Origin of the sequence: Bacteroides sp. AF20-13LB, assembly GCF_003603065.1 — a bacterium.
In the GTDB taxonomy this organism is placed as follows: domain Bacteria; phylum Bacteroidota; class Bacteroidia; order Bacteroidales; family Bacteroidaceae; genus Bacteroides; species Bacteroides uniformis.
Window position 1 is genome coordinate 1 of record NZ_QTMH01000010.1, and the last position, 22,466, is coordinate 22,466.

19 protein-coding genes and 1 pseudogene are annotated in these 22,466 nt (G+C 36.7%); all 20 read right to left on the minus strand.

Annotated elements, in window-relative coordinates:
- Window positions 1-54 precede the first annotated feature (54 nt).
- Window positions 55-312: pseudogene (locus DWX62_RS12980) on the minus strand (sugar transferase); the annotation flags it as partial.
- A complete protein-coding gene (locus tag DWX62_RS12985) occupies window positions 312-1,532 on the minus strand; it encodes a DegT/DnrJ/EryC1/StrS family aminotransferase (RefSeq protein ID WP_005831226.1) in 1,221 nt (406 codons plus the stop codon). The pseudogene DWX62_RS12980 and the gene DWX62_RS12985, both read right to left, overlap by 1 nt.
- A gap of 30 nt (window positions 1,533-1,562) precedes the next feature.
- Window positions 1,563-4,463, minus strand: a complete 2,901-nt coding sequence (locus DWX62_RS12990) for an FAD-binding and (Fe-S)-binding domain-containing protein (protein WP_005831228.1) — start codon at window positions 4,461-4,463, stop codon at window positions 1,563-1,565.
- 25 nt (window positions 4,464-4,488) lie between these two features.
- Entirely contained in the window at window positions 4,489-5,559 is a 1,071-nt protein-coding gene (wecB, locus tag DWX62_RS12995; protein WP_005831231.1) for a UDP-N-acetylglucosamine 2-epimerase (non-hydrolyzing), read from the minus strand.
- The gene (locus DWX62_RS13000) at window positions 5,556-6,782 is read right to left on the minus strand and encodes a glycosyltransferase family 4 protein (protein WP_005831233.1); all 1,227 of its coding nucleotides are present in this window, start codon (window positions 6,780-6,782) and stop codon (window positions 5,556-5,558) included. Before DWX62_RS13000 ends, wecB begins: the two co-directional genes overlap by 4 nt.
- Window positions 6,779-7,996 carry a glycosyltransferase gene (locus DWX62_RS13005; RefSeq protein WP_005831235.1) on the minus strand — a complete coding sequence of 406 codons (1,218 nt, stop codon included), beginning with the start codon at window positions 7,994-7,996 and terminating at the stop codon, window positions 6,779-6,781. The genes DWX62_RS13000 and DWX62_RS13005 overlap by 4 nt, the downstream gene beginning before the upstream one ends.
- Window positions 7,997-8,019: 23 nt before the next feature.
- Window positions 8,020-9,114, minus strand: coding sequence for a glycosyltransferase (locus tag DWX62_RS13010; RefSeq protein WP_005831239.1), 1,095 nt, complete (start codon window positions 9,112-9,114; stop codon window positions 8,020-8,022).
- Window positions 9,090-10,547: an O-antigen polysaccharide polymerase Wzy family protein gene (locus tag DWX62_RS13015; RefSeq protein ID WP_120172926.1), complete on the minus strand. Its 1,458-nt coding sequence runs from the start codon at window positions 10,545-10,547 to the stop codon at window positions 9,090-9,092. The genes DWX62_RS13010 and DWX62_RS13015 overlap by 25 nt, the downstream gene beginning before the upstream one ends.
- A 4-nt stretch (window positions 10,548-10,551) precedes the next feature.
- Window positions 10,552-11,820, minus strand: coding sequence for an oligosaccharide flippase family protein (locus tag DWX62_RS13020; RefSeq protein ID WP_008664796.1), 1,269 nt, complete (start codon window positions 11,818-11,820; stop codon window positions 10,552-10,554).
- Window positions 11,813-13,471 carry an asparagine synthase-related protein gene (locus DWX62_RS13025; protein WP_117878504.1) on the minus strand — a complete coding sequence of 553 codons (1,659 nt, stop codon included), beginning with the start codon at window positions 13,469-13,471 and terminating at the stop codon, window positions 11,813-11,815. The genes DWX62_RS13020 and DWX62_RS13025 overlap by 8 nt, the downstream gene beginning before the upstream one ends.
- 29 nt (window positions 13,472-13,500) lie before the next feature.
- Window positions 13,501-14,733, minus strand: coding sequence for a glycosyltransferase (locus DWX62_RS13030; RefSeq protein WP_005831256.1), 1,233 nt, complete (start codon window positions 14,731-14,733; stop codon window positions 13,501-13,503).
- 472 nt (window positions 14,734-15,205) lie between these two features.
- Window positions 15,206-15,688, minus strand: coding sequence for a hypothetical protein (locus DWX62_RS13035; RefSeq protein ID WP_005831258.1), 483 nt, complete (start codon window positions 15,686-15,688; stop codon window positions 15,206-15,208).
- The gene (locus tag DWX62_RS13040; protein ID WP_005831259.1) at window positions 15,685-16,254 is read right to left on the minus strand and encodes a Panacea domain-containing protein; all 570 of its coding nucleotides are present in this window, start codon (window positions 16,252-16,254) and stop codon (window positions 15,685-15,687) included. Before DWX62_RS13040 ends, DWX62_RS13035 begins: the two co-directional genes overlap by 4 nt.
- Before the next feature lie 80 nt (window positions 16,255-16,334).
- Entirely contained in the window at window positions 16,335-17,624 is a 1,290-nt protein-coding gene (locus DWX62_RS13045; RefSeq protein ID WP_005831261.1) for a nucleotide sugar dehydrogenase, read from the minus strand.
- Between the two features lie 44 nt (window positions 17,625-17,668).
- Window positions 17,669-18,241 (minus strand): acyltransferase, encoded by a 573-nt coding sequence (locus tag DWX62_RS13050; protein WP_005831263.1) that lies wholly within the window; start codon window positions 18,239-18,241, stop codon window positions 17,669-17,671.
- A gap of 8 nt (window positions 18,242-18,249) precedes the next feature.
- Window positions 18,250-19,386 carry a DegT/DnrJ/EryC1/StrS family aminotransferase gene (locus DWX62_RS13055; protein ID WP_005831265.1) on the minus strand — a complete coding sequence of 379 codons (1,137 nt, stop codon included), beginning with the start codon at window positions 19,384-19,386 and terminating at the stop codon, window positions 18,250-18,252.
- Window positions 19,387-19,404: 18 nt separating this feature from the next.
- Window positions 19,405-20,370 (minus strand): Gfo/Idh/MocA family oxidoreductase, encoded by a 966-nt coding sequence (locus DWX62_RS13060; RefSeq protein WP_005831267.1) that lies wholly within the window; start codon window positions 20,368-20,370, stop codon window positions 19,405-19,407.
- 41 nt (window positions 20,371-20,411) lie between these two features.
- Window positions 20,412-20,897: a UpxZ family transcription anti-terminator antagonist gene (locus DWX62_RS13065; protein WP_005831269.1), complete on the minus strand. Its 486-nt coding sequence runs from the start codon at window positions 20,895-20,897 to the stop codon at window positions 20,412-20,414.
- A 74-nt stretch (window positions 20,898-20,971) separates the two neighbouring features.
- The gene (locus DWX62_RS13070) at window positions 20,972-21,508 is read right to left on the minus strand and encodes a UpxY family transcription antiterminator (RefSeq protein ID WP_034526121.1); all 537 of its coding nucleotides are present in this window, start codon (window positions 21,506-21,508) and stop codon (window positions 20,972-20,974) included.
- A 595-nt stretch (window positions 21,509-22,103) separates the two neighbouring features.
- The gene (locus tag DWX62_RS13075) at window positions 22,104-22,460 is read right to left on the minus strand and encodes a MarR family transcriptional regulator (RefSeq protein ID WP_005831273.1); all 357 of its coding nucleotides are present in this window, start codon (window positions 22,458-22,460) and stop codon (window positions 22,104-22,106) included.
- Between the last annotated feature and the right edge of the window lie 6 nt (window positions 22,461-22,466).

Consider the following 22,466-nt stretch of genomic DNA (forward strand, 5'->3'; position numbering starts at 1 on the left):
TTGTAACTCAATTCTATCACTATATCTTTCCGCATTTCACTTTTTTGTAGTAACTTTGCGAATAAAATATCCGACCTGAGTAATCCGAGGATCCCGTCCACCTACAGTTATCAAACCTTGCTTATCAGCTCCTATACGCATTGAACGGAACTTATAGACGTAAAAATCCGTCCCTCCACGTCCCACACGTAGTTGTTTATAAAAACCACCACCTTTACTTTCCAATCGGACGGCGAAATATAACACAAGAAATACGGGGAAAAGTAGAATTATTCCCAAAAGAGAAAAGATAAAATCAAGAAAGCGAATCATCACTCAGTACCTGCAACTGTTATATATGCGGCCTTTACAACATTAATAATGAAGTTCAGCTGTTCCTCATCCAGCTGAGGATAAATAGGCAAAGAAATTTCCCCCTTAAAATTCTCATAAGCTTGAGGATAGTTTTTTATGTCATATCCCAAGGATTTGAAAAATGAAAGCATCGGCATCGGAATGAAATGCACATTGACCGCTACTTCCGCCTTGGCTATTTCATCAATCATACGGTCACGCTGTTCTTCCGTAAAATTCTTGATTCTTAATGCGTAGATATGATAGGAGCTTTCCTTTTCACCATCTACCGAAGGAGGAATTATAGCCCAATCGTAATCTGCAAAAGCTTTGGAATAAGTATTGAATACCCTTCTACGTTCCTTCAGAAGAGCAGGATACTCTCGTATCTGAGCCAGTCCGATAGCCGCATTCACATCAGCCATATTTATTTTCATTCCCAACCCCACAATGTCATAACGCCAACCACCGGCTTTCGACTTTGAAAAAGCATCTTTTGTCTGGCAATTCAGACTCATCATATGGAGCTCCTTATAAAGTTCCGCATTGTCAAAGGGAGCAGGCAAATTAAGGCAAATGGCACCACCTTCCGCAGTTGTAACATTCTTCACCGCATGAAGTGAAAATATAGCAATATCCGTTTCACAACCCGTTCTTTGATTCCTACTGTAATATGCTCCCAAAGAATGTGCAGCATCATTCATAACCAAGATACGCCCCAATCGTTCTTGTACTGACGATGTCGGTTGAAACATGCCACGTATATCCGGTTCATTCACCAACTCCATGATGCGCTCATAATCGCAAGGAAATCCTGCAATATCAACCGGGATTATAGCCTTTGTCTTTGAAGTGATGGCATTGCGAATAGCCTCTACTGAAATATTAAAGTCTTTTCCAGAGTCCACCATAACCGGTTTTGCACCAGCGTGGAGTACAGCCAGAGCAGTAGCACTATAGGTATAGGCCGGCACAATCACCTCATCCCCAGAATGAACACCCAGCCAACGAAGCATCATGATAGCTCCCGATGTCCACGAGTTCACACACAGCACTTCTTTTGCATTGGAGAAAAGTTTTATTTCTTCCTCCAATGCTTTTACTTTCGGACCGGAAGTTATCCAGCCGGAACGTAATGAATCAACCACCTCACTGATGACAGTGTCATCAATGTAAGGAGGCGAAAATGGAATTTTCATGATTAATGTATATTTAAATAGGAAAGAATGCTACAAAAGGGCATCATATAAGATTTCTATAGGATGATAAGCTTGCCTGCCTGTACCATCCTTTATCTGTTGCCTGCAACTCGTACCAGGAGCAGAGATACAAATTTCAGTTTCAGCTTGCCTAACAGCAGGAAATAATGACTGCTCTCCTATCTGCATGGACAATGCATAATGTTCTTTCTCATAACCGAAAGCCCCGGCCATGCCACAGCAACCGGAAGGAATTATATCAACCTGATAATTTTCAGGTAAAGCAAGCATCTCCTTGGAAGGTTCAATGGAAGCCAGTGATTTCTGATGACAATGTCCATGCAATTTTATGTGTAAAGGAAAATCTGTAAATTGTTCTTGTGTTATATTTCCCTTATGGATTTCTTTCACAATGAATTCATCATACAATAAACAATTAGCAGCCAGCCTACGGGCATCTTCCCGGGTATTTTCATTGACTAAATCCGGATATTCATCCCGAAAAGCCAATATACATGAAGGTTCTATACCTATTAAAGGAGTTTCTTCAGAAATAATCTCTTTAAGTAAAACTATATTTTTCTCAGCTATGCCTTTAGCCCTTTTCAAGAAGCCTTTAGACAACTCTGTACGTCCACTCTCCACATGCTTAGGGATAATCACCTCATATCCTAAAGTACGCAGCAGTTTTATGAACTTTATGCCAATCCCCACATCCGTGTAATTGGTAAATTCATCTGCAAACAGATACACTTTACCCTTATCATGGGTTTTATTATCCGGATGCTTTATCATCCAGCTCCGCAAAGTCATTTTATAAAGCTTCGGAATAGAGCGTTGAGGAGCAAACTTCAATATCCGTTTAATGAGTGAAGACGTAAATACATTTGAGATTATTGCATTATAGAGCCATGGCGCTGCCATACCCAGCTTTTGCATACTTGTCAGATTGGCAATTAAACGCGAGCGCAATGGAATATGGGCATTGTCATAATGATGTTGCAGGTATTCCGCTTTAAAACGGGCCATATCCACATTCGAAGGGCATTCTGACTTGCAAGCCTTACAAGAAACACAAGTATCCAAAGCGGTCAGAATTTCTTCCTGATTAAAAATATCCTTCTGGAGCGGATGTATCAAAAGTTCACGTAGTGTATTGGCACGAGCACGCGTAGTATTTCTTTCATCTCTTGTAGCGCGATAAGTAGGACACATCGTACCGCCCAATAAGCCTGATTTACGACAATCCCCGGAGCCATTGCACTGTTCGATGGCACACAGCCATCCTTTCTGCCGAGAATAATCAAAATAAGTATCTATTCCTAAATCCCACTGTTCATAACGCAAATTAGCATCCATCGGAGGAGTATCCACAATTTTGCCCATATTGAAAATATGCGGAGAATCCCATATTTCCTTTACCTCCTTCAAAAGACTATAAACTTTATCTCCCAATAATAAAGGAATGAATTCACCACGTAAACGACCATCCCCATGCTCACCACTCAAAGAACCTCTATGTTTCTTTACCAATTCAGCAGTTTTGGTAGCTACCGTACGGAATAACTTCCTATCTTTTTCTTCCTTTAAATTCAAAACTGGACGGAGGTGTAACTCTCCGGTACTGATATGGGCATGATACACACAACTCAAGCCATAACCGTCAAGCATCTTTTTCATATCTGCAATGTATGCAGGAAGACGCTGTGGGGCCACAGCCGTATCTTCTATAACAGATACAGGTTTAGCACTCCCCGGCATTCCGGAAAGTAAGCCCAACCCGGCTTTTCGCAAGCTCCAAACACGACTGATATCCTTCCCATAGACACGTGGGTAATGAGTTCCATAATTATGTGCTCTTAAATCAGCCTCTATTTCGTTAGCCTTCTTATCTACCTCTTCACGGGTATTTTCTGCTAACTCAATAATAAGTATGGCAGCCGGATCTCCCTGAACAAAGAATCTGTTCTTGTTTTGTGATATGTTCCGTTTACTTAATTCCAAAATTGTGCTATCCATCAACTCAATGGCTACAGGATTATGCTTCAATACCACAAGATTGGCAACAAATGCTTCCTCCAAAGTTGAACAATGCACACATACCACAGCTTTTTCTGTTGGTGGCAGAGGTACTAAACGCAATTTTAGCTCAGTAACGAAAGCCAATGTACCTTCTGAACCAGCCAGCAATTTACACAAATTGAATGGTTCCTGACTATTAGAGTCAAAATAATCTGAATGCAATAATTCGTCGATGGCATATCCGGAGTTCCTTCTGCGTAAAGAGGTATCAGGATAGTTATCCACGATTTCTTTCTGATTTTCCTTATCTGACAGCAACGTTATCAGCCGATCATAAATAGAACTTTCCAATGAAGCTCCTGCACGTATGCTATCAACTTCCTTGGGGGATACCCCTTTCAAAAGAGCCTCAGAACCATCACTTAATATGACTTTTGCCTCCAACAGATGATCACGTGTACTGCCATATACCAATGAATGAGAACCACATGAATTATTACCGACCATTCCTCCCAAACAACAACGATTGGATGTGGAGGTTTCAGGACCGAAAAACAGTCCGTATAGTTTACAATAAAGATTTAACTCATCCAATACCACTCCGGGTTGTACCCTAACCCAACGTTCCTCCGGGTTTATTTCCAAAATATGATTCATATATTTGGAAATATCCACTACCAGTCCTTTCCCGACTACCTGCCCCGCAAGAGATGTACCTCCTGCACGGGGAATCAAATTAATATGATTTCTGGAAGCGTAACGTACAATCTCCTGTACATCTGTTTCATCTTTAGGAAATGCTACGGCAAGAGGTGTCTCCCTATATGCAGAAGCATCGGTAGAATAAAGAATACGATGAAGTAAATCTGTCCTTACTTCACCATGAATATGTAAATCTTTAAAATTCATTCAAATAAAGAAGCTAAAAAAGCAATTATAAAAGTTGTAAACTTTCCAAGATTTTATTTCCTGCATCTCCATTTCCATAAAGTCTATTTTCAAACCCCGTTTTAGGAGCATCCACCAACAGAGCATACGTATCTTCTATCATCGCTTGATTGCTTCCTACCAATCTGTTAAATCCATTGTCAACAAGTTCCACCCACTCTGTTTCATCACGCATAGTCACACAATATTTACCAAAGAAATAGGCTTCTTTTTGCAATCCACCACTATCAGTCATTACCAACTCACAATTCTTTAAAAGCCAAACCATCTCCAAATAGCCAACAGGCTGGATAAAGCATATATTAGAACAGGAAAAATCATATCCTATTCCTATCAATTTGGCTTTAGTACGGGGATGCAGCGGCAATACCACCTTACATTTATCAGATATATTTTCTAAAGCCATAAAAATATTCTTCAGACGTCCCAGATTATCCGTATTTTCAGCACGATGTACTGTACATAAAACAAATTTATCCGGTAAGTTGCTGTTTGGTTTTCTGCATTTATCCGCATAAAACAATGCAGCATCTTGCATTACATCTCCATTCTTTACTATTTGGCATCTAATATTGCCATATCCTTCATTGACCAGATTTTCAGTAGCTTTATCAGTTGGACAAAATAGAATGTCACTGATACGGTCTGTCAAGATACGGTTTATCTCTTCCGGCATATCCATATTGAATGAACGTAGTCCCGCTTCTACATGAGCCACCTTGATATGAAGTTTCTTTGCGGCCAATGCACCGGCAAGAGTAGAATTTGTATCTCCATACACTAACACCCAATCCGGTTTCTCTTCTATCAGAACCTCTTCTATTCTCTCCAACATCTGCCCAGTCATAGCACCATGACCCAATCCATTTATGTTTAAATTATAATGCGGTTTAGGTATGCACATCTCTTCAAAAAAGATATCACTCATGTTAGAGTCAAAATGCTGACCTGTATGTACTATAATCTCTGTTACGTCTTTAGAAGCTGCAAAAGCACGACTCACAACCGCAGCTTTTATAAACTGAGGACGTGCCCCAATAATTGTTACTATTTTCATTTCTTTATAAGATTATTCATTATATCGAAAAAACGCTTTCCCAACACTTGATAAGTATGATTCGAGAGAACAAATTTTTTACCATTCTCTCCTAATCTTCTTCTTTCTTCTTCTGGCATGGATTTTAACGCCAAAATAGCCTTACTAATTTCACCGACGTTATCCGGTTCGACATCAATGCCACAATCAGCCTCTCCAACCAAATTGTTCCCGGCATCTATTGCCTGTATAATTGGTTTTGCAGCCATCATATAATCAAACATTTTATTGGGACTTATGCCAAAACGAAATAAAGACTGCTTTTGCAAGCCTATATAAAGCACATCCATTTCTTTCAGCAAATTAGGTATCGCCAATTTATCGATAGTTGGAAGAAAGTAAACATTTACAATTTCTTTCTTATGTGCATATTTTATCAAATTTTCTTTTTCCTGTCCTCCACCGACTAAAACAAGTACCACATTTTGCTCCGCGAGAGACGAAACCGCATCAATCACAGCATACAATGAATTTGCAATACCATGAGCACCGGCAAAACCAACTATAAACTTTCCTTCTTTCTGAAATCTACTCAATAATAAGCCATGTTCTTCCGGAATCCCCTTAGGGTTATTCCAATCAGATAAAACAATGCCATTAGGTACATAATGAAATTTACCTTTTCCCAATCCATGCTCTCTCATGTGCTCCTCAGCCTTAGGTAACATGGAAACGACAGTATCTACATATCTATAACAGTCATTCTCTGCCTTTTGCATAATTTGGATAAAGGGGTGCTTTTTAGAATATCCACCTAGTTCCATGGGGGATAATGGCCATAAATCATGTACTTCATAAATGAGTTTTGCATGATAATGCTTGGCTATTTTATAAGCAGGATAAATATCTAAAGGATAAGTAGAAGACGCTATTACAATGTCAGGTTCAAAATTCCTTAAATACTCTACAAAATAATGGTAAAGTTTGAATACAAACAAAAACATGGAAAAAATCCTTCCTACTCCATTCCCTTTATATCGATTAACCGGAATCCAACAATATTCAACATTATCTACGATTTCTCTATACTCACAAGGTTGTTTTTTTCTTAAATGCGAAAAAGAACCTCCTACAATTCGCACATGATGTCCTGCTTTCTGCCACTCCTTAGCCATATAATAAGGACGAAATTCCATGCCTAAATCAGGACTACCTGCATAATGATTAATAAGAAGAATATTCATAAAGTAATTTGATTATAAAAGCAATGGTAGTTTTTGTCTGCATTAAACTCATTCTGATAACATAAAATAGTAGATATTTTCAGAATATCCATCTTATTCATAATATCCGAAACTGTTTCATTAAAAGCAGCCTGATCAATATTAACTGGTATTAAGACACCAGTTTCATCATTTACTATTTCAGCATTTCCTCCTACATTTGTAGCAATAATAGGAATCCCAAAACTGATAGCTTCCATAATTGAAACCGGAATCCCCTCTGATAAACTCATATTAACAAACAAATCAAAATCATTCATCATATACAATTGTTTTACATCCGAATTACTGATATAACCAGTCAATATTACATTCAGGTTTTTCGATTTATTCTCTATTAAAGCCTGTAATTCCCTCAATAATGGTCCGCCCCCAATATGAGTCCAACTGATACAAAGCTGCGGATGAGCTACACAAAAAGAATTTATTCGTTTAAAAATGAAATCCACCCGTTTGACAGCAGTCAAACTTGAGCATGAAATAAAAGAAATATCTGCCACTTTCTTTACTTTCTTATTATACTGTTCTTTTGTCGATACTCCCAAATGACTTAAAAATATCTTTTCAGCATAATTTGGATAACATTTTTGCAAAAATATCTTACCTTCTTTCGCTACACAAAACACTCCTTTTAAATAGGCCAACGCTTCTTTTCTATAAGGAATATAAGAACCTATTTGTCGCTCATAAACATCATATCTATGAGCACGAGTGTAAAGCACAAAATCTCGATAATACTCATCTTTCTTTATTCTCCAACCTAATCCCAAAGGTGTATGATTAAACCAGTAACTATAAAAAACACTACCTTGTTTAAAAATATATTTATGAGATGATAAAAAAGAGCTTATCCAAAAAGAACCATACAGATACTTAATTCCTTGATAAAATTCATTGGGAGAACGTGGTCTATCTTTAATCCATAACATTTTCCAAAAATGCAGACTAAATAGCATCAAACAAGCGATATATATTTTCTTTATAAAACTCGTATCAGCCAATGAATTACAAATTTCGACATTTGAAGGTACACACCGACAAACCTTCTTTCGATGAAGAGGCAATACGACAATATGTAATCCCAAATTTCCAGCGACGCGCATCTCTTCCTCTATGAAAGTTTCTGAGTTTATTCCATAAGGAAAAGTATTAGTAAACAAATAAACCGTTTTCATCAAGATTCTCAATTAGCATAAACCTATGAATGTAGACTTTCAATCACAGTCAAACATCGTTTTTCCCACGTATGCTCTAAAGCTATTTGTTTTACCTGTTCTCTAAGCAAAACAAGATCTGTCTTATTATCCAGTATAAACAAAAGCTGTTTTTCTATATCTTTTGCCGTATAATTACAAGTATAACCTATTTTTTTTTCAGATATAAAATCTCCTGTCATCGTATGATTAGTTCCTAATAGTGGACAACCATATCCCAATGATTCAAACAATTTATAAGGAACTGCAAAATTTAAATATTCCACAGGATTTATTAATATACAAAACAAATCTGTTTGGGAAAACATTTTTTTAACTTCTTCTTTTGTACCATGCACTATTCGAACATTTAAAGGAAGTATCCCATATTGTGTTTTTTCCCTCTCCCAATCATCTTTCCTACAACATATTGTTAGATGAACTTCAGGAATATTACCAACAGCTTTTACGAATTGTTTCAAGTCATATACTCCTCCAATACCTCCAACATATAACAAACTCAATTTCTTGTCCTTGTGAGTAAGGTTTTCTTGCAAAAAATCAACGTTTAATCCCGATGGTAAAGCAAAAACAGGCATATTCAATTTTATAGGAATATAATCAAGCATCTTTGTTGAGGGAAGATATAATACATCAACCAATTGCTTATATCTCAACAAATCATAGCGATAAAAATATTTGGCGATATTTTTTTTTATAGAGGAGCCATAAAGTTCAAATTTCCAATAAATATCCCGATAAAATAAGCCAATTTTAATTCCGTGTTTTCTACAAAATGAAAAAAAAGAGAAATCTAAAAAGGGGTGAGTAGGACAATGATGCTTTTCAGTCAATAAAGTTGGCATTGTCGAGGATTCGCTATACAAGAAATCATAAGTTACACCTTTTCTAATATTGTGTTTTATTTCTTTTATTCGTTTTTTACGTTGAGAAGCATTTCCTTCAATTAATATGACTTCGTAACCTAATCTTTCAAATGCTTCAATCATCTTGACAGGACGAATTGAACTTGCAGAAGCCCGTTCCCGATTAATTCTCATGGGAATATGAAAAATCATCCTCTGTATACTCTTCTCCATTTCTTTTTATTTTTATAAAACGTTTTCAATATTAAATAAATGAAAACAAGCAAAAATGCATTTCTAAAATTTATAATCGGATATATACAATCCGATACTGATCCACGTGGAGCATATAATAACCCTGAAAACATTAGCATCCCCATCACGGCAATAAAACCACCCTGTCTAAACCATTTATGCAACTGTGACAAAAGGATTCCGAATACAAAATTCACCACAATAATTCCGACATATCCAAAATCAACCCATGCCTCTGCTATATATGAACTTCCCAACCCACCTCCACCTAAAAAACGTTGAGGATCTACCAAATAAGTAATCGTTGCTCCAAAATTATTATTATGATAAACAGCTTCTAATTCCTGTGACTTATAAAAAGGAAACAACCCGAAAAAATTGCTAACAGGATTATGTTTAAGCTCCTGTATAATAGGTCCGAATGTATAACTGATATTCGTTTCAGGATACGTCCCCTCACACTCTTTTGCATAACCGATGACATTTACACTAACCCCTTGACCTTGAAAAAAACTAATTGCCGAATCAAAAATATTTTTTGATTCATGATCTAGCTCATTTCGTATATACCCGAACGCAAGTAAAAAAGAAAGGGCAAAAGGAGTTATTATACCACAAATAATATATTCACGTTTGCCAAACCATACCTTACCACCAGAATTTACCGTATTTCTCAGAATCAAATAAGCAATCAAAAAGCAAAATGCTAAAACGACTCCGTTACGCTGTCCGTACCCTAATGATAAAGTATTAATTAATAGAAATACTAAAAAAGGATATTTCAATTCCCGTTTCGAAGGCATAGTCGATAAATACAAGAAAAAAAACAAATTAAATGAACGACCTATAAACCCAATGAAATGAGGAAGTCTAGAACTGAAATCTGTATAATAACTCAAATAAGAATTAGACAGAACAAACAACATTTTTTCAATATTGATACAACAAGCAGCAACTGCACATACATAAAGAAAAGGCAAAAACAGTTTTTTCCGGAATTTTACAATGTCCGAAGCATACTTAGTCCTTTCTTTTTGCTTAAACCACACAATCCGCTTATCTTGAAACATATAGAATCCAACAAATAAAAAAAATAAACTTAAATACAGGGAAAACAAAATATGATTTATAATCTGCGGAGAACTAAAATTTAATCCTTCTTCTGACTGTAATTCACCGAAAATGGGAGAAATAAACAATCTACTCAATAAAAAAGTAAAAAATGTAACATTAAACAGAGCAAATACATATCGTTTATTTAGGTCTGCTATTGCATAGATCATACTTAATATCCAAACCGAAAATATAGCTCCTAATGAAAAAAGATACACTTGATACAATAAACCTATTACGAAACTGAAAAGCCCGAGAAATAAGAAAAAGAAAAGATATGCCGTTCGTATTCTCCGCATATAATTACTTTGACAACAAATATCTGTACAAATAAAGATTAGACACAAGACCAGACAATAAAAACACCGACAACGTACTTATTGCCGCCCCGATACTTCCCATCCAATATATTAGAACCACATCTGCTATGATATTAAAAAGCCCCATAGCAACCGTAATATAAAAATTCACTTTAATTTTCCCTAAAGAAGCCAATACATTTCCTCCTGGAATCCGCAAAGAGGCTGTAAAGAAATAACCGATCGCCAAAACAATAAATATGGATACGCAGTCCAAATACTCTTTGCCAAAACAAATCTGAACAATCAACTTTGAGAAAAAAATAAGAAAAAGAGAAATACACAAATTTAATCCCAAACAATATTTTAGTAATTTCATATAATGGTTGCGCACCCAATTCTTATCATTTTGATGATTGGCAAAGTAAGGATAAACAAACGTCATTATAGTCGAAGGAATAAACGTCAAAGCAAAAGGGATAAGTGTAGCTGTCTTATAAGATGCTAGAACATTCATATCTTCAGTAATAACCCCAATAAGAAAAACATCAATAATATAAACCAAAAATGATACCCCATTATTGAACATTGAAACTAATGAAAAACGATTAAACTCTGATGCCTCCTCCTTTGTTATTACAACTCTTGCATCACACCATATCCACCCACCTCTTTTTAAATAAACCATTCCTGCCCCAATACAACCTAACAAAGCAATATAAGTAAAAGCAAAAATTCCCTTCACACCTAAAAAATATGCTCCAACTACAGTCCCTCCCATAACCAATACTGTATTCAAAGAAGTATATAAAGAATAAAATTTGTTATTTCGAAGTACTAAATTATAAATTTGGAAAATCTCATAAATAATTGTAAAGACAGGTATAAAAGAAATAATCACAAATAAAATACTTGTAGAAGAATCTTTGACAAATAACAAACCAAATAATCCGATTCCAAAAGCCAATATAATATTTGCGATCACTCCCCTTCTTAAACCGTATTTAAAAAATGCGTACATCAAAGGAGAATTCCTATACACTGAACCATATTGCAACAACCCTGAAACGACTCCCAAACCGTTCAATAACAAAAAAAAAGACAAAATATTTTGGACATAAGCATATACCCCATATTCTCCCTTTGATAAAATGCGGACTAACAAAATAGTTCCTGAAAAAGAAATGATTTTATTAAAGACATTCGCACCAAACATATGCATCAAGCCACGTTGTGCCAAATTCTTAATAAGAATTACCGTATTATTACGCATAAATCTTTCTCGCAGCAAGTATTGTCAAAACCTGTAACTTCTCAATCACACTCCCTTGATTAAAAAGCATCATAGAGTCCGCTTGTAACTTCTTGTATCCATCTAATAAATGAATATGTTCCTCATAATAAGTGTTAACAAAGTTCCTTATTCCAGGATTTGTAGCATACCAAAATTCAAAAGGATTCATATCACGCTTATTATGGCTAAAATGGCGACTTCCAATTATGTGCAAGCCTCTGCGAAATCCCCCTTGAACAAGCTGCATCAATTTCTGAAAAATAAAAAAACGAGTCCTTTGCTTACGAGTAGATTGAATTTTACCCGCCATCGGATATTTTTTATTAATCCATGTCCAATAAAGCCTGTTATATATACGCAAACATTTAGGGATAGAAAAACAAATATCTATAAACTCTGGATCAATAAAAGGAGAAACAGCATATGTATAATTCGAACGAATATAATGAGTTGATAATGCACCTTGAAAACCACGAAGATAAAGAGACATCAATTCATGGCCCTCATATCCCGAAACATTTATATCTTCACATGAAACCCTATTGGAATATTTAATTCCATTCACATCTATTGTATCTTCGCGTAAGGATTTTAAATATCCTCCTCCTACAATCAAATCCCCCAATTGCCCTGTATGTTCTAAACCCAAGACTCTAAAATTCAAAAATTTCAAAAACTGATTTCCCCCGGTAATTCCCGCATAATATCCCATGCCAAAATTCTTTTTCGTAACTTCCTCCACTTCTCGCACAAACGAAGCTTCATCCAAATACTTTACATAAAATTGGTTACCCAAAAAGTGGGCAACATCTTTTGCATATTGGCAATCCAGACTAGTTGATTGTGAATAACAGATATTAACAATATTTCTATAACCCATATCATGAGCAACCCAAGTTGTCATTCGAGAATCTAAACCACCACTTAAATCCACCAAATGATATTTATATCCATACTCCGTATCTTTGTCAAAACAACGTTTAACAGCCTTTCTGAAACCTTGATCAATTAACTCTATCGCCTCGTTCATTCCCATATCTATTTTTACTTTATAGGAAAAACGATGCCATTCCTTGATATTCATTCCTTTCTCACTCACAAACAAATACTTTCCAGCTCTCACCCTCTTCACCTCTTTTAAGAATGTAGAATCATCTACCATATAACCGAAAGAAAGCAATTGGTAAGCGGCTTTATCCGAAAACGAATATACCATTCCATTCCGCTTTAACTCTTCATATACCAAGTTAAATTTATTACTAACTACAACATTACCATCCACTCCTACATAATAAAAAGGAGCACTATCACCCGTCTGATTTCCCCAAACAATAAGCACTCCAGTTTCTTTATTACGATAAAATCCATTGAATGGGCCTATAAATTCTTTAAAAAAAGTAAATTCATCTTTTTTTAATAATAAAAAAAGTAAATCCTCAAGAGTTGTAACCTTATATTTTGCGAACAGCTCCGACTTATTTAAAATCACCCCATCAGAAACAATAGTAATCTTCTCGTTATCACAATAAAACTTATCATCCTTAAATCTATCATCAAAATTTACCTTCACCCGGACAATTCCATTTTTTCCCGACAACATAAACATCCAACCTATCGTCTGCTTTTCCATCTCTATATATCTTTATAAAGTCCTTAAAGTCAAAACAACTCATTCAATATTCGCACAAATTTGCTATAATTCACAGAAGAATTATATCTTTCTTCCCACATTTCTCTAGCATGTTTTCTTAAAGTCTGATAATCATTATCTACCATACAAGCAATAGATTTCAAACAAACACTCAAATCTCTATTCAAGAAATCTTTATTCAGTAATAAACCATTATACCCATTTTCTACAATTTCTCCCACTCCACCCACGTTGGTCGCAATCACAGGAATGCCAAAAGATGAAGCCTCCATAATAGAAACAGGAATACCTTCTGATTCACTAACATTCACAAAAATATGATAAGAGTTTTCCTTATATAATTTATAAATATCTGTAGATGTCAATTCCCCCAGCAAATTTACTTTTATATTCTTAGGTAGTTTTTCTATATCTAATTCCAACCTCTCTTTTAATGCTCCTCCACCAATATGTGTCCATTCAATATTTATATCAACTATTTGTTGCAATGTTTCTAATATCCTATGAACCCTCTTGACTGGCACAATCCAAGAACAAGATACCAATCGAAGTGTTCCTTCCAAATGTACATTACTTTTAATTCCATAATCAAAAGTGCCCAAACGAGAAACTTCTAGTTTACAACTCTTAGAAATAAAAATATTACCTTTTAAATAATCCAAGCCATGCTTAGATATTGGAAATATAACATCCAGGTAACTTGATAAATAGAATCTCAAAGGTAAATAATTAGAGATATACCTATCTGCATATAAATCATACCCATGACACCGAGCTACTGCTCTTGCTGAAAACTTTTTCTTAAAACGAACTGCAGCATAAGCTCCATGATGCAGCCAATAACTATAACAGACCGTATCATGTCCTTCAATTTTATTAGATATATTCTTTGTTAGAAAAATAAACACCCTTTCACCTAAACCAATAAATGCAATCAAAGAATGCAGTCTCGAAAAAAAATAATTTCTTTCTTTTAGCAAAAATAGTAATTCTTCATAAAAGACTTGCCTGAGAAGAGAACGTAGATACCAGATTATTTTATTACATCTACTCAATTTAGGCATTTGATAAATGCTAATATTATTAGGGATGTTCAAAAAGCGCTGTGGACAAACATTATCTATAGAAACAACGTAAACAGGATAAAACTTGCTATAATAGCGAATTTCATTATCTACAAAAGTTTCTCCTTTACCAAAAGGGAAAGAGTTAGTAATTAAAACTAATGCTTTTTTAGCCATTACAAGATAGCAAACTATAGAAAGATAAAATATTAAAATTAGGGGGACGTAATTTAAACTGTGTCAATCTTTGCATTTTTCTTTTTATCAGTAGATTACTACTTGTATTTATATTGATATTCAAGTGTTTATCCGAAGTAAAATATGATTTACTCAATGGATTAAGAACTGACACAGCTTGAATTATGACCTCTATAAATTATAAAGCAAAGCAAAAGTGCCCCCCTTTTTAAATATCACTAGCATTTATTCTGATAATCATTAAGCAGATTCTCATGGTCCCACATCTTTTGTCAAATCCATAAAAAAATCAAATACTCCAAAACAAACATCCTATCTAGTAGGTAGATTTCTCTCAAAGTTTTTCCCTCTCTTCCCGATTAGCTTTGCGCAATGCGAAAAATTCGTCAAGCAACATTAATTTTTCTATGGAACTCATATCAGAATAGTAATCAACAAAGGAAACACATACTTAAAGCAATAATCCAAAACGCCTTAACATTTTAGGCGAAGCATCTTCATAGCTAATCACAGCACCTTTAATCAGTTCGAGGTCATCTTGCATAATGATACCTTTAGCTTTATCGTTCCCAAACAGTTCTTTAAAACGCTTACCAGTAATCGTTTTCAAATCAGAACAATCTACAAAACGATCTTTCTCTTTTAGAAAAGCATATTTCTTTGCAGACAATTGATAGTGCATCTGTTGCCGTCTTAGAGGCAAATTAGGATTTATTTTTGTGTCTATAATAACAACTCCTATGGCATTTCCATCTAAATCATGTCCCAAGACAACAAAATATTTATTGCGGCCATCATCTCCCGGATTCTTACCCTTGATGTTCTCTTCTTTCCCCAAGTGCATTCTGAACACCTCACCAACAGATACATTGGACAGCAACATGCGTTCTACCGTTTCTTGCGGTAAAAGGTCTTCAAAGGTTCCTTTCTTCATCTGCCCTGCAAATAATCGTCAATCTCAGATTGTTCTTTCAGATATTCTACAAATCCGGAAGTTGCGCCTCCTGCCTGAGCCATCAATAGCGGATTCATAGGTGATGCACTCCTTGCATCCCATGCCGTTTGCCAAGCTACATCATGCGAATCTTTGGACAATTGCTTTGCATCCTTCTGCAAATTTTCTTTTATGGAAGCATCCAAACACGCAAGGTCAGCCTTACTCAACTCATCCATATCCGGTTCTTCGGCAGCTCCTATAAAATAGTAACATTCTGCATTTCCCGGTTTTAATGAATCCGCTAATTGCTGCAACAAGGAACCTTTTACAGCATGAGCCGAATTTGTTGCAACCTTCACGGCATCATACAAAAAAGAAGGAACAGGACCACGCTCCAACGCACAGAACGTATCCTTCACCAGATGCTTCCCGTAAGTAGCATAATGTTGGCGCTCCGCAAAATATAGAATTTTGAACAAATGGATGAAATCCAACTCGCCACATTGCTTTAAAATATAGAGAGTAACAGCTTTTAATTTCAACATGTCATCCGTAGTCATCATTATATCCTCCTATTTTTCACCAAAGAGCAAAGTTCACTCCTCTTTTTGTATTTATATCTACCGCAAAGATAGTCTTTTCACTACAAACTCCAATACTTCAACGAATGAATCTTATCTCTATACATTCCTTTAATATCCACAAGCACCGCATGATCGTACGTCATACCCTTGAAGTATTTATCATCCAGATTCTTGTATTCATCATGAGCCACAGCTACAACCACTGCATCATAATTATCTCGCGGTTTTTCCACCAATCGGAAACCGTATTCTTTCTGAACTTCATCACTGTCTGCGTGTGGATCAACCACATCTACATCGCACCCGAAGTCCCTGAGTTCATTAATAATATCAACAACTTTTGAATTACGGATATCCGCTACGTTCTCCTTGAAAGTAACCCCCATCACAAGGACACGGGCACCAAGTACACCCTTGCCTAATGATATCAAACGCTTTACGAGCTTCTTAGCGATATATCCGCCCATACTGTCGTTTATATAACGGCCCGCACTGATTATCTGGCAATGATATTTCAACTCGCTGGCTTTCTGAACCAAATAATAAGGGTCGACGCCGATGCAGTGCCCTCCTACCAAACCCGGATAGAATTTCAAAAAGTTCCATTTGGTTCCGGCAGCTTCCAACACATCGTAAGTATTGATACCTATACGGCTGAAAATAATGGAAAGCTCATTCATCAAGGCAATATTGACATCACGCTGAGTATTCTCAATAATCTTTGCCGCTTCAGCAACTTTTACATTCGGTGCACGATGGACGCCCGGTTTTACTACAAGCTCATATACTTTGGCCACAACATCCAAAGCTTCTGAATCGCAACCAGAAACAATCTTAATCGTGTTGGGCAGAGTATGCACCTTTTCTCCCGGATTGATACGCTCCGGAGAATAGCCGTATTTAAAATCTATGCCGGCTTTCAATCCGCTTACCTCTTCCAAAATGGGAAGGCAGTCGTCTTCCGTACAGCCCGGATAGACCGTAGATTCATAAACTACATAATCACCCGGTTTCAAGGCTTTAGCTACTGAACGGGAAGCACCTAACAACGGGGTCAAATCCGGCTTATTGTATTTGTCAATTGGAGTAGGAACGGCTACAATGAAGAAAGAAGCTTCCTTCAACTTCTCAATAGAGGAAGTAAACTCTATATCTACATTTTCAAAGGCTGAACCATCCAGTTCCCCACAAGGATCAATCCCCTCGCGCATCTTTGCCAAACGTGACTCATTTATATCAAAACCAATTACTGAAATCTTCTTTGCAAATTCCAGAGCAATGGGCAAACCTACATAACCTAAACCGACCAATGCCAGTTTAGCCTCTTTATTTACTAACTTATTATACATAACCTTCAAACAAAATTAAAAATTAAAAATTAAAGAACTAAAAATTAAAGTTTAGCAACCTTACCTTCTTTCAACCGATAACGTTCCTTACTCTCCGGACAAACTGCAACCCCATCTTCATCAAAGTCAAGCCTATGACCGTATTCACTCATCCAACCCATCTGACGGGCAGGATTACCAACCAATAAAGCATAAGCAGGAACAGTTTTAGTAACTACCGCACCGGCACCGATAAATGCGTATTCACCAATATCGTGTCCACAAACGATGGTGGCATTGGCACCAATAGTGGCACCTTTGCCAACATGAGTTTTGGCGTACTCGGATTTACGGTTGACAGCACTACGAGGATTGGTAACATTGGTAAAGACACAAGAAGGACCTAAAAAAACATCATCTTCACACGTCACACCAGTATAGACTGATACATTGTTCTGAACCTTTACATTATTCCCTAATACCACATCTGGAGAAATCACCACATTCTGACCGATATTGCATCTTTCTCCAAGCACACATCCGGACATGATATGACTATAATGCCATATCTTTGTACCCGCACCAATCCGGCAACCATCATCGATGGTTGCTGTTTCATGAGCAAAAAAATCTTGCATAGGTGTATTTATTTAAAGAAATCTTTTATGCTATCAATAACCAAATCCTGCTGCTCAGTAGTCAGTTCGGTGTGAACAGGAAGGGAAAGAACGGAATATGCCAATTTTTCAGCATTATCCAAAGACTCTGCAGCACGTGTTATTTTTTGGAATGCCTCTTGTTGCTGTAAGGGCAACGGATAATAAATCATACTAGGAATACCGGCATCTGCCAAATGCTGTTTCAAGGCATCACGTTTACCATCTAATACCTTCAAAGTATATTGATGATAAACATGAGTACTTTGAGGCAACTCTTCCGGCGTAATGATGCCTCGCACATCCTTCAAATGTGAAGTGTAATATTGTGCCGCTTCACGGCGAGCAAGGCAATATTCATCCAAATGTTTCAATTTGGCGTTCAAAACCGCAGCTTGAACAGTATCCAGACGAGAATTACATCCGATAACCGCATGGTGATACTTTATCCGCTGACCATGATTGGCTATCATACGAAGCTGTTCGGCCAATACATCATCATTGGTAAGGATTGCTCCTCCATCACCATAACAGCCCAAATTTTTTGAAGGGAAAAATGAAGTACATCCTATATGACCAATGGTACCGGTATGTTTCTTAGTGCCATCGGAAAAAGTATATGTAGCACCGATGGCTTGTGCATTGTCCTCCACAACATACAAGTGATGTTTTACAGCAAACTGCATGATAGGCTCCATATCACAAGACTGACCGAAAAGATGTACCGGGATAATAGCCTTTGTCTTCGGGCTTAGCGCCTTTTCCAAATTGGCAGCTGTCACATTAAAAGTGGCATAATCTACATCCACCATCACAGGAATCAAACCTAAAAGGCCAATCACCTCTGCAGAAGCAACATACGTAAATGCAGGCACTATAACCTCATCTCCCGGTTTCAAGCCTAAAGACATCAATGCTATCTGAAGAGCATCTGTCCCGTTACCACAAGTTATTACATGTTTACAACCGGAATAAGTTGCCAGATTGGAAGCGAATTCTTTTACTTGAGGGCCATTAATAAAAGCAGAAGTTTCAATGACTTGCCGAATACCCGTATCCACTTCCTTTTTTATCTTTAAATATTGACCATGAAGGTCAACCATTTGAAGTTTCATATCCATAACCATTTCATTCTCAAGAATTATTTACCACCCAAATGGATGTTTGGCTAAAGGCAGTTTTGCCAAAGGATGGTAGTCACCTTTCAAACCGATGGGTTCTGCATGACGAATATCATACACGATATTGATTGCATTACGTGCATCCTCAATACCAAAACCTTTACCGGCAAGAATATCCTTATAGCTTTCAGTGTGCAATTCCGTAAAACCTTTGCTGAATTCAAATTCTTCACCGTCAATATTGATTGTACGATAAGTAAGCTTCTCCCCTTGTACTGCATTTTCAGGAAGATTGTCTGAATTTATACTTAAAAAATAACGGACACGCGCTCTTTCCAACTCCAGATATCCTGCTGCACGGTCATGTGTATATACATGAACAATATTCTTCTTTACAGGACCAAACACCCATGAAAGCATATCATAAAAATGCACGCCGATATTGGTCGCAATTCCCCCACTCTTGTGTACATCACCTTTCCAGCTTGTATAATACCAATTGCCACGTGAAGTGATATACGTCAAGTCCACATCATAAATTTTATCTTTAGGACCGTTCTCTATTTTCTTCTTCAAATCAATAATAGACTGGTGCAGACGAAGTTGAAGTATTGTATAAATATGGTGTCCGGTTTCTTTCTCCACTTCTTCCAAGGCATCCACATTCCAAGGATTCAAGACCAAGGGCTTTTCGCAAATCACATCAGTCCCCAAACGCAACCCATAACGCATGTGTGCATCATGAAGATAATTAGGAGTACAAATAGAGACATAATCAACTTGCTTGTCAGTACCTTTCAGTTTCGTACAGTGACGGTCAAACAATTCATGTTCGACAAAAAAGGATGCTTCCGGAAAAAAACTATCCATAATCCCAACACTGTCAAATTTATCATAAGCCGCAACCAAGCGGTTTCCGGTGTCCTTGATGGCACGCAGATGACGGGGAGCAATGTAACCCGCCGCTCCAATTAATGCAAAATTTTTCATTGATTATAATTGTAATATTAAGAACCTAGATTTGCGGAAATTTATTCTTGCACTTCTTCCCACGGATATTGATTCTCCTCGAAATTTCTCAATTCTTCTATTATTTCCTTCTGTTCATCCGTTAAGTCTGAAATATTCCACGTTTCAATAAGTTGATGTGCTTCATGAGCCAATTCTTCATCATACGTTTCACTATATCCCCATGTCAGTAAACGCATTTTTAATAAAGATGCCGGAAGTTGACTCATAATATTGTAGATACGATCCAAAATAACCTGTTTTTTCCGCTCCTTATCTCCATTATCATAGATAGTGGCATTATACCCCATCAGCAGAGCAAGACACAGATTTCCCTCTTCTTCAATATCAGAGCTTTGTTCGGAAAATAAAGAATCGGAACGGGTCAGAACTTCTTTATTTAAACGACAGAATTCATCAGAATAAATAGGACTACCATTCGTATCCAAATACATAAGTTCATGAGCCATCCGTTGAAGCTCAAGAGCACGGGAAAGTAAAGAATTCATCTTTATATTGATTTTTTATTATTTATCGGGAAGAAAAAATATCTTTCGAGAAGATTAGGATGACAGAGAGTCGCTTAGTCATTAATTGCCTTCAGATAGGATTTGGGTACTTTAATGCTTGCTACTAAAACACCCGTAATGCGGATAACAACATAAGTCTTGTTGGCTTCTGTGGCGATTTCACCTTCAATGCCGCTAAACTCCCCTTTGACAACTGTAACCTTTTTGCCAACGGTAAGAGGTTCATTGTCAAAACAAACACCTTCGGGATTCAAATCCATGACGAACATGAAATCCTGCATTTGTTTATCGGGAACAACCAGCATGGAATGAGTGGAAAAATCCTTCATATAGAAAACCTGAACACCATAAACATTATGTATGTCACAAGCAGACTGTTTGGTGGCATGAATAAAAATCAATCCACGGGCAACCGGAACCACGCTACGCTTCCGACGGTACTTCAACTGTGAGATTACAGTTCGAGTGGGAAGATAACACTCCACATCAATACCTTCCTCCAAATTAAGATTTTCGATACGCTTCTTAACTGCAAATTCTTGTTTGCTTAGTGTACGGGCTGCGAACCAATATTTCTGTGTTTCAACCACTTGGAGAAGTTTAATAAATAATCGGAAGTTTGTTTTGGGGTACGCTTCGCGGTCCGATTGAGTCATTTACTCTTTCGAACCGTATCTGCAGACAAGTGCTTATAAAACGTTGTCACCGAACGAATTAGAAGTAGAAAAGCGTTCAATAGACGTTCGTTTAATAAACGCAAAGATAAGCCGTATTTTTTGAACTAACAAAATGTTTAATAAAAATATTTCCAAAGTAATTTTTATTTCATATTAATGTATTGATTTACAATAATATAAATCTAATATTTAACATCTTAAAGTTTTGTTCCTTTTTAACTTTTATGCCTCTACTTATTTTCTTAAAAATAGACGTTCATTAAACGAACGTTAAAAAAACTCCTCCAGCATCTCCTCCATCTTTCTGTGTTACAAGCAATTACACAGTTTATTCAAGCAAAACAAAAACAGTATACATGAACAGATACAAACAATTTATAGCATGCAATACACGATACTAACAACATGTCGTGCAAGAAGTTAATAACGTGTCCTACAAAAAACAAATATCGTGTCCGCAGGATATTAACTTCCTGCAAACACGATATTAATTCGCTTTTACACAAAACTATACGAGGCTAACTACCTGCTGCAACAACCCCGACAATTCGAAAGTAGCATTCTTAATATCCGAAATCCGGTTCTTGCCTTCTGTCGTAAGAGAAAAACGCATCTGACGCTTATCTTCCTTACCTATCAGACGGGTAATGAGCTTCTTTCCCTCGACAGAGCGAATGACCTTTGAAGTGTTGGAGGCAGACAAACCCAGTGCCTCGGCTATCTCACTGGAGGTAAGCTTAGGAGTATTGAGCAGCGTGCACAACAGCATTCCTTCATTCAGCGATAAATCATACATCTGCGTAAACTGCACCTCGAACTCGGCAATAGCCCGATAAACATCACGGATTTTACATAAAGTCTCCATATCTTG

What these genes read in the sequence shown, in the direction of transcription:
- DWX62_RS13020 (WP_008664796.1), bottom strand. Translation starts at nt 11,820, where the DNA reads ATGCGTAATAATACGGTAATTCTTATTAAGAATTTGGCACAACGTGGC.
- DWX62_RS12985 (WP_005831226.1), bottom strand. Translation starts at nt 1,532, where the DNA reads ATGAAAATTCCATTTTCGCCTCCTTACATTGATGACACTGTCATCAGT.
- DWX62_RS13050 (WP_005831263.1), bottom strand. Translation starts at nt 18,241, where the DNA reads ATGCAAGATTTTTTTGCTCATGAAACAGCAACCATCGATGATGGTTGC.
- wecB (WP_005831231.1), bottom strand. Translation starts at nt 5,559, where the DNA reads ATGAAAATAGTAACAATTATTGGGGCACGTCCTCAGTTTATAAAAGCT.
- DWX62_RS12990 (WP_005831228.1), bottom strand. Translation starts at nt 4,463, where the DNA reads ATGAATTTTAAAGATTTACATATTCATGGTGAAGTAAGGACAGATTTA.
- DWX62_RS13010 (WP_005831239.1), bottom strand. Translation starts at nt 9,114, where the DNA reads ATGGAGAAGAGTATACAGAGGATGATTTTTCATATTCCCATGAGAATT.
- DWX62_RS13005 (WP_005831235.1), bottom strand. Translation starts at nt 7,996, where the DNA reads ATGAAAACGGTTTATTTGTTTACTAATACTTTTCCTTATGGAATAAAC.
- DWX62_RS13045 (WP_005831261.1), bottom strand. Translation starts at nt 17,624, where the DNA reads ATGTATAATAAGTTAGTAAATAAAGAGGCTAAACTGGCATTGGTCGGT.
- DWX62_RS13000 (WP_005831233.1), bottom strand. Translation starts at nt 6,782, where the DNA reads ATGAATATTCTTCTTATTAATCATTATGCAGGTAGTCCTGATTTAGGC.
- DWX62_RS13040 (WP_005831259.1), bottom strand. Translation starts at nt 16,254, where the DNA reads ATGATGACTACGGATGACATGTTGAAATTAAAAGCTGTTACTCTCTAT.
- DWX62_RS13025 (WP_117878504.1), bottom strand. Translation starts at nt 13,471, where the DNA reads ATGGAAAAGCAGACGATAGGTTGGATGTTTATGTTGTCGGGAAAAAAT.
- DWX62_RS13030 (WP_005831256.1), bottom strand. Translation starts at nt 14,733, where the DNA reads ATGGCTAAAAAAGCATTAGTTTTAATTACTAACTCTTTCCCTTTTGGT.
- DWX62_RS13035 (WP_005831258.1), bottom strand. Translation starts at nt 15,688, where the DNA reads ATGAAGAAAGGAACCTTTGAAGACCTTTTACCGCAAGAAACGGTAGAA.
- DWX62_RS13065 (WP_005831269.1), bottom strand. Translation starts at nt 20,897, where the DNA reads ATGAATTCTTTACTTTCCCGTGCTCTTGAGCTTCAACGGATGGCTCAT.
- DWX62_RS13075 (WP_005831273.1), bottom strand. Translation starts at nt 22,460, where the DNA reads ATGGAGACTTTATGTAAAATCCGTGATGTTTATCGGGCTATTGCCGAG.
- DWX62_RS13015 (WP_120172926.1), bottom strand. Translation starts at nt 10,547, where the DNA reads ATGCGGAGAATACGAACGGCATATCTTTTCTTTTTCTTATTTCTCGGG.
- DWX62_RS13055 (WP_005831265.1), bottom strand. Translation starts at nt 19,386, where the DNA reads ATGGTTATGGATATGAAACTTCAAATGGTTGACCTTCATGGTCAATAT.
- DWX62_RS13060 (WP_005831267.1), bottom strand. Translation starts at nt 20,370, where the DNA reads ATGAAAAATTTTGCATTAATTGGAGCGGCGGGTTACATTGCTCCCCGT.